The sequence below is a fragment of the Nioella sp. genome (assembly GCF_964229645.1).
GTDB lineage: Bacteria > Pseudomonadota > Alphaproteobacteria > Rhodobacterales > Rhodobacteraceae > Nioella.
In genome coordinates this window covers 1-7,144 of record NZ_CAXREX010000136.1, presented here as the reverse complement: position 1 = coordinate 7,144, position 7,144 = coordinate 1, and the positions used below count along the sequence as shown (strand labels likewise).

At 62.4% G+C, this 7,144-nt stretch carries 8 protein-coding genes and 1 pseudogene; 7 read left to right on the top strand and 2 right to left on the bottom strand.

Annotated elements, in window-relative coordinates; translation table 11 throughout:
• A partial coding sequence (locus ACEQXV_RS09055; RefSeq protein ID WP_370268859.1) for a hypothetical protein occupies window positions 1-184 on the top strand: 184 nt, incomplete at its 5' end.
• A 112-nt stretch (window positions 185-296) separates the two neighbouring features.
• On the opposite strand, the pseudogene ACEQXV_RS09050 reads toward ACEQXV_RS09055, so the two are convergent.
• Window positions 297-441, bottom strand: a pseudogene (locus ACEQXV_RS09050) (zinc-binding dehydrogenase); the annotation flags it as partial.
• A gap of 77 nt (window positions 442-518) precedes the next feature.
• On the opposite strand from ACEQXV_RS09050, the gene ACEQXV_RS09045 reads away from it, so the two are divergent.
• Window positions 519-1,645 (top strand): IS3 family transposase gene (locus ACEQXV_RS09045; RefSeq protein ID WP_370254601.1). Its coding sequence is split into 2 segments (ribosomal slippage): window positions 519-783 and window positions 783-1,645, totalling 1,128 coding nucleotides; the frame shifts between segments, so codons are not numbered across the junction.
• 3 nt (window positions 1,646-1,648) lie between these two features.
• Here the strand turns inward: ACEQXV_RS09045 and ACEQXV_RS09040 are convergent.
• On the bottom strand, window positions 1,649-1,906 hold the full coding sequence (locus ACEQXV_RS09040) for a hypothetical protein (protein ID WP_372525539.1): 258 nt from the start codon (window positions 1,904-1,906) through the stop codon (window positions 1,649-1,651).
• Window positions 1,907-2,261: 355 nt separating this feature from the next.
• On the opposite strand from ACEQXV_RS09040, the gene ACEQXV_RS09035 reads away from it, so the two are divergent.
• The 5 genes from ACEQXV_RS09035 (at window position 2,262) to ACEQXV_RS09015 (ending at window position 6,981) form a co-directional block, all read left to right on the top strand.
• Window positions 2,262-3,167 carry a LysR family transcriptional regulator gene (locus ACEQXV_RS09035; protein ID WP_370254241.1) on the top strand — a complete coding sequence of 302 codons (906 nt, stop codon included), beginning with the start codon at window positions 2,262-2,264 and terminating at the stop codon, window positions 3,165-3,167.
• 73 nt (window positions 3,168-3,240) lie between these two features.
• Window positions 3,241-4,068 (top strand): putative hydro-lyase, encoded by an 828-nt coding sequence (locus ACEQXV_RS09030; RefSeq protein WP_370254242.1) that lies wholly within the window; start codon window positions 3,241-3,243, stop codon window positions 4,066-4,068.
• A 21-nt stretch (window positions 4,069-4,089) separates the two neighbouring features.
• On the top strand, window positions 4,090-5,124 hold the full coding sequence (locus ACEQXV_RS09025) for a TRAP transporter substrate-binding protein (protein ID WP_370268855.1): 1,035 nt from the start codon (window positions 4,090-4,092) through the stop codon (window positions 5,122-5,124).
• A gap of 28 nt (window positions 5,125-5,152) precedes the next feature.
• On the top strand, window positions 5,153-5,701 hold the full coding sequence (locus ACEQXV_RS09020; RefSeq protein ID WP_370268854.1) for a TRAP transporter small permease subunit: 549 nt from the start codon (window positions 5,153-5,155) through the stop codon (window positions 5,699-5,701).
• A complete protein-coding gene (locus tag ACEQXV_RS09015) occupies window positions 5,698-6,981 on the top strand; it encodes a TRAP transporter large permease (RefSeq protein WP_370254246.1) in 1,284 nt (427 codons plus the stop codon). Before ACEQXV_RS09020 ends, ACEQXV_RS09015 begins: the two co-directional genes overlap by 4 nt.
• The last annotated feature ends 163 nt before the right edge of the window (window positions 6,982-7,144 follow it).

The following is a 7,144-nucleotide window of genomic DNA, read 5'->3' as shown; positions in this document are numbered from 1 at the left end:
AAATTTTGATCAGACCGGAAACTACACCTCAGTAAATTCTAACTCCTTCATCAGTGTTCATTCAAGTTGGTCAGTCGGCTTCTTTGGTGGGAATGCCATCACTAAGCATCTCACCATTGCGGTTGCATCGTCGCGCATTGCGACAGTTGGCGTCATAGCTTGTTCGGAAAGCTATTCGGGCTGAGCGATACACTGCACCTTCAGGCTGCCGCTCGGGGGGCTTGTCGCGAGATGATCTGCCATCTGATCGAGTGACATCCTGTCCGAAATGATCCGATCCACTTGCGGGCCAAGTTTCTCGATTTCAGCCAAGGCCCGAGGGATGTTGTGGTTCAGCGAATGCGCACCTTCGAGGGTGAGCTGGCGCCGGAAGACTTCGAATGGCGCAATACTGATCCTGGCATCCGAGGGACAGACACCGAAGAACAACCCCCGGCCGCCGCTAACTATGTTGGAGTTGCCCCCTGAAAGTGGTCCACCAACTGGGATAGATTTATCCCGCAATTGGAGGATCAGCGATGGCTGGAAAGCGAGAGAAGCCCGAAGAGATTGTGTCGAAGCTTCGGCAAGTTGAAGTTCTGCAAGGACAGGGAGCGACGATTGCCGAGGCTGTGCGTCAGATCGGCGTGACGCAGCAAACGTTTTATCGGTGGCGGAAGCTTTATGGTGGGATGCAGCGGTCGCAGCTTGCGCGGCTGAAGGAGCTGGAGAAAGAGAACCAGCGGCTTCGACGGGCGGTGTCTGACCTGACGCTGGACAAGTTGATCTTGACGGAAGCGGCGAAGGGAAACTTCTGAGCCCTTCGCGTCGTCGCAAGTGCGTCGACCATGTGCGGCAGGAGCTTGGCGTGTCTGAGCGCCGCGCCTGCCGCACACTTGGGCAGCATCGATCCACGCAACGAAAGGTGCCGCAAGGCCGTGCAGATGAACGGCGGTTGACCGATGATATCATCGAGCTGGCTGACCAGTACGGACGTTACGGATATCGGATGGTCACTGGGATGCTGAATAACGCTGGCTGGTGTGTGAACCACAAAAGGGTCGAGCGTATCTGGCGGCGTGAAGGGCTGAAAGTCCCACAAAAACAGAAGAAGAAAGGGCGGCTTTGGCTGAACGACGGGTCATGCGTGCGCCTCAGGCCAAAGCGCCCAAATCACGTTTGGTCCTACGACTTCGTCCAGGATCGCACGGCTGATGGTCGGGCCTACCGGACGCTCAACATCATCGATGAATACACAAGAGAGGCGCTCATGATCCGCGTTGATCGCAAGCTTAACTCCACGGACGTGCTGGATGCGCTGACAGATTTGTTCATCCTGCGCGGCCCGCCGGAATACATAAGATCCGACAATGGGCCGGAGTTCATGGCCCAGAAGGTGCGAGAGTGGATCGCCGCAGTCGGTGCTAAGACGGCCTATATCGAACCGGGCTCACCATGGGAAAACGGATACTGCGAAAGCTTCAACGCCCGCTTCAGGGACGAGCTGTTGAATGGAGAACTATTCTACAGCCTAAGGGAGGCCCAAATCCTGATCGAGCAATGGCGTATCCATTACAACACCGTCAGGCCGCACAGCGCATTGGGCTACCGCCCTCCCGCGCCCGAAAGCATCGTCCCGGTGGACCAGAGACCCACGATGAACTAACAGTTAACCCGGACCACCCGATGGGGGCACGCCAACCGGATGACGGCCTTCCAGCTCCAGCAGGGTCGCGGTCCCGGATTGCGTGGCCTCAAGCAGCCTTGGCTCTTCTGCCTCGGGCTGGCTGAGCAGGGCCCCTGACAAGGTTCCCTCCAGGCAGGAAAGATGCCCCGATACCGGCTGTGTTTCCGTCGCGGTGGCGCAGATGCCGCGCGTCGTGATCTCGCCCGGCGCGCCAGGGTCGAAAACAAGTCGGCAGGCCATCGGCTCCGAGGCAGAGTCCGCGTCCGGGCGCACTCGGCCCTGCCCATACCACTGGCCCTCGAACCGAGCGAGTCCTCGGTCGTGCAGGCCAGGGACGGAACTCCCGCAAAGACGGCTGACAGGACCAGCCTGACCCACAACCAGCGTCGGGCAGCTTCGGCGCGATTGGACAGTGGCATCTTCACGGCACGGCCAGCCTCCCCCTGATGACTGGGTATCTTTGGCTGACAGACCGTGGCTGCGTTCGGCAATGAAATCGCGTCTCTGGTGGAGCAGGCAGAATTCACCGCGGCAATTGCGTCCCTGACCCGCTTCGGCCTAGGCTTGCGCGCGCATCCCACCTTGGCGGACCGACATGAAAGCCCGATTGAACCTAGACCAGCTTCGCGCCTTCCTGGCGGTGGTCCGAACCGGGGCGATCCGCAAGGCCGCGGAGCTTCTCAACATCACGCAGCCCGCTGTCACCACGCGGATCAAGAACCTCGAAGCGACGCTTGGGGCTGAGCTGTTCGAGCGGTCCTCGTCCGGGATGCGTCTGACCAAGCGGGGGGACCTGCTGGTGCGCTATGCCGAACAGATCGAGCAACTGGCCGAGCTCGTGGGCAAGGACGTGATGGACCCTGTCGGGGTAGAAGGGCATCTCAGGCTCGGCGTGTCGGAAACCATTGCCCAATGCTGGCTGCCGGATTTCGTGGCGGAACTGCACCGCCGCTTTCCCACGCTGGAAATCGAGATCAATGTCGACATCTCGATCAACCTGCGCAACGACCTGCTGAACCGGGAAATCGACCTTGCGATCCTGCTTGGGCCGATCTCGGAATATTCCGTCGACAACGTGGATTTGCCGGCCTTCGACCTGCAATGGTATTGCGCCATGGATGCCGAAGAGCCCGAGGATGGCCCGGCCGGGCTTCTGCGAAAGCCGGTCATCACCTATGCCCGAAATACAAGGCCCTACCGGGAACTGAAGGCCAAGCTTTTCGAGCATATGGGGCCTGCCGTGTCGACCTTTCCCTCCTCGTCGCTATCAGCCTGCTTTCGTCTGGTCGAGGCGGGGCTAGGCGTGGCGGCGCTTCCGCGCGCGCTCGGGGCGGCCTGGGTGTCCGAGGGGCGGATCAGGACATTCGATCCGGGTTGGTTGCCCGAGCCGCTCTGCTTTTCGGCCTCGTTCCTGGGCGAGCCCAAAAGCCACATGATCGAGACCGCCGCGATGGTGGCACAGGATGTTGCAACACGCTTTGCTGATAAAAGTATTTTATAGCAATCGCCAAATTCATTCAATTTGATCTTATATATTCTGGTTTCGATACTGCCTCCAACCGGAGGTGACACACGTGCCAAACCGACACTCGGATCTGAGATCCCAACCCCTAGACGCGGTGCGTGCAGCGATCCGCACGGGTGATTACGCATCGCATACGGCGGGGCTCGGGGCGGGGTATCTTCAGGCGAACCTGGCCATCATGCCCGAGGAATTCGCGCTTGATTTCATGCGTTACTGCCAGCGAAACGCCAAGCCCTGTCCGCTGGTCGGCGCGTCCGACACCGGCAATCCGAGCATGTTCACCCTGGGCCATGACATCGACATTCGCAGCGATGTTCCGGCCTACAACATCTATGAAAACGGGCGGCTTAACCGCTCGACCACCGATATTGGCGATATCTGGCGCGAAGACCTCGTGGCCTTCGCGCTTGGCTGTTCCTTCACCTTCGAACGCGCATTGCAAGATGACGGGATCAGGCTCTGGCATATCGACAATGACCGGACCGTGCCCATGTTCCGCTCGTCCATCGAGACGGTTCCGGCCGGACCGTTCAGCGGGCCGATGGTTGTCAGCATGCGGGCGATTCCCGAAGTACAGCTGCACCGCACGTTGGAAATCTCGGCCCGCTACCCCCTTGGCCATGGTGCCCCCGTGCACTGGGGAGACCCCGCCGAGATCGGCATCACCGATGTCTCCCGCCCCGAATGGGGCGACCCGGCCCCGGTGCCCGATGGCTGCGTGCCCGTGTTCTGGGCCTGCGGGGTCACGCCCCAGGTTGCCGTCGAACGCGCGGCGCTGCCGCTTTTCATAAGTCACAAGCCCGGCCACATGCTGATCACGGATGTGCCGGATGACGCAGAATTTCCCGTGATTTCCCAAAGCGATCCGAACCGCTAACATCCAACAAGGAGAGACCCCATGAAAAAGACCATCGCATTGCTGACCGGCGCCCTCGTCGCCGCCCCGGCGCTGGCCGAAGACCTGTCCGTCGTGGGCAGCTGGTCCAGCCTGCCGCTGCACAACCAGTTCGAAGCCCCGTTCTGGACCGAGACCCTGCCCGAAGCCTCGGGCGGCGCGCTGTCGGTTGCGCTGACCACGCATAACCAGATGAACCTCGGCGTGGGAGACGTCTACCGGCTGCTCGGGGACGGGGTCTACGATGTGGCCATGACCGTGGCCGACTATGCCGTGGCCGACGCGCCGGAACTCGAAGGGCTCGACGTGCCGCTTCTGGCGCTCTCGGCGGACGAGGCCCGCGCGATGGTCGATGCCGCGCGCCCGATGGTCGAAGACATCTTCAACGCGCGCTTCAACAGCCACGTTCTGGCGATCGCGCCCTATCCGCCGCAGGTCGTTTTCTGCAACGCCGAGATCAACAGCCTCGATGACCTCGCCGGCCTGCAAATCCGCGCCTCGGGCCGGATGACCGCCAAGTTCCTCGAAGCGCTCGGGGCCGAGGGCGTGAACGTATCCTTCTCGGAAGTGCCCGGCGCGCTTCAGCGCGGGGTCGTGGATTGTGCCGTGACCGGCGCAGGGTCGGGCTATTCGGCCGGATGGTGGGAAGTGTCCACCCATCTGCTTCCGATCCCGCTTGGCGGGTGGGACTCGGTGGTGACCGCCATCAACCTCGACCGCTGGAACGCGATGGACGCGGACATGCAGGCCCTGATCGAAGAACAGATCGCGGCCAATTTCGAAGACCCGGCCTGGGCCGTGGCGCAGGATGCGCTGGTCAATGACATCGCCTGCCTGACCGGCAATGGCGACTGCCCCGCCGGCGAAGCACGCGACATGACCCTGGTGGATGTGTCGGAAGCCGATTTCGAACGCGCTCGCGGTATCCTCGTATCCGAAGTTCTGCCGGAATGGGCCGAGCGTGCAGGCAGCGAATGGGCCACGCGCTGGAATGAAAGCGTAGGCGCGACCGTCGGTGTGACGGTGCCTGTCAACTGATCTCGGACCCCTGAAGGAGCGCCCCAAGATGGCTCAGTCCATTCTCTCCCTCCTGCGCCGCCTCAACAGGTGGGTGGCCATGGTGATCGGCCTCGTGCTGTTCCTCTGCGCGGTCTTCGTGCTGCTGGACATCGGGCTGAGAAAACTGGGGGCCTCCTTCGGGGGAACCGACGAGATCAGCGGATACGTCATGGCTATCGTGACGTCCTGGGGCATGGGCTTTGCGCTTCTGGAGCTGGCCCATGTCCGCATCGACATCATCCGCAGCCGGGCCGGGTCGCTCGGTCGCGCGATCTTCGATCTCTTCTCGATGGTGGTTCTGTCGGGCACCGTCAGTGTCATCGCGGTGAAATGCTGGCCCGTGCTCGACCGATCCATCTCGAACCTGTCGCGCGCCAACACGCCGCTGGAAACGCCGCTGTGGCTGGTGCAGGGGCCGTGGTTTGCCGGATGGGTCTGGTTCGCAATCGTGTCCTGGCTGACCTTCGTGGCGGCCCTGTTGATGGTGCTCAGGGGTGAGTTCCAGCAGGCCGAGGCCGCGATCGGGGCCTTCGGGGAAGAGGAGGCCGTGCTGTGATCGCCTATGTGACCGTGGGCCTTCTGGCCATGCTGACCCTGTCGATCCCGGTGGGCATCGTCCTGTTCCTTCTGGGCTTCGGCACCGACATCTTCTTCAGCCCCTTCCCGCTGATGCGGGGCCTGGGCAATCTCGTGTGGTCCACCTCGAACAACGCCACGCTCATTGCCATCCCCTTCTTCGTGCTCCTGGGCGAGATCCTGGTGCGCAGCGGCATCGCTGCCCGGACCTATGCCGCGCTCGACCGTTGGGTGTCCTGGATGCCCGGTGGGCTTGTTCACGCCAATGTGGCGACCGCCACGATGTTTTCGGCGACCTCGGGGTCTTCGGTGGCGACGGCGGCCACCGTGGCGACCGTGGCCATGCCGCAGGCCGAGAAGCTGGGCTATGACCCCAGGCTCTTTTCCGGGGCCATTGCCGCCGGGGGCACGCTCGGCATCATGATCCCGCCCTCGATCAACCTCATCGTCTACGGCTTCCTGACCCAGACCTCGATCCCGCAACTTTTCCTCGCGGGGCTTCTGCCCGGGATTCTGCTCGCGCTTGGCTTCCTGCTGATCACGGCGATCATCTGCACGATCCGCCCCGACCTGGGCGGCCAGCGGCGCGTCTTCCCCTGGCCCGAGATGCTGCGGGCGCTCTTGCAGCTGATCCCGATCGTGCTGCTTTTCACCATCATCATCGGCTCGATCTACAAGGGCTGGGCCACGCCGACCGAGGCAGCCGCCGTGGGCGTCGCCGGGGCGCTGGTTATCGCCGCGACCTTCAGCAGGGTCACCCTGTCGATGCTGGCCGAAAGCGTCGTGGGCACCGTCAAGATCACCTCGATGATCATGCTTGTGGTGATCGGGGCGAGCTTTCTCAACTTCACGCTGGCCTCGGCCGGGCTCGGGGCGGAGCTTTCGGCCTTCCTCGACGGGCTCGGCCTGTCGCCGCTGATGACGATCCTCGTCGTGGTCTGCATCTACATCGTGCTTGGCTTCTTCATCGAGACGCTGTCGCTGATGGTGGTGACGATCCCGATCATCGTGCCGCTGGTGGTGGAACAGGGCTATGACCCGATCTGGTTCGGCATCCTCATGATCGTGCTGATCGAGATGGCCCTGATCACCCCGCCCGTCGGCCTGAACCTCTACGTGGTACAAGGTGCGCGCAAGTCGGGGCGCATGAGCGAGGTCATGGTCGGGGCGATCCCTTATGTGCTGGCCATGCTGGCAATGGTCGCGGCGCTGATCGCCTTGCCCGAAATCGCGCTCTTCCTGCCATCCGTGCTTCAGTAGCGCCGCCGTTCCTCGTGCCCGCTTAGCGATAGAGGCCGGGCACGAGGGTTTCGGCCAGCTCCTGCAAGACCTCGGGCGCCGTGCCTGCCGGCTGCACGGGGCCGTAGTGCAGATCGTAGCTGCCGCCCAGTTTCGACAGCAGTTCCGAGACATAGCGCAACGA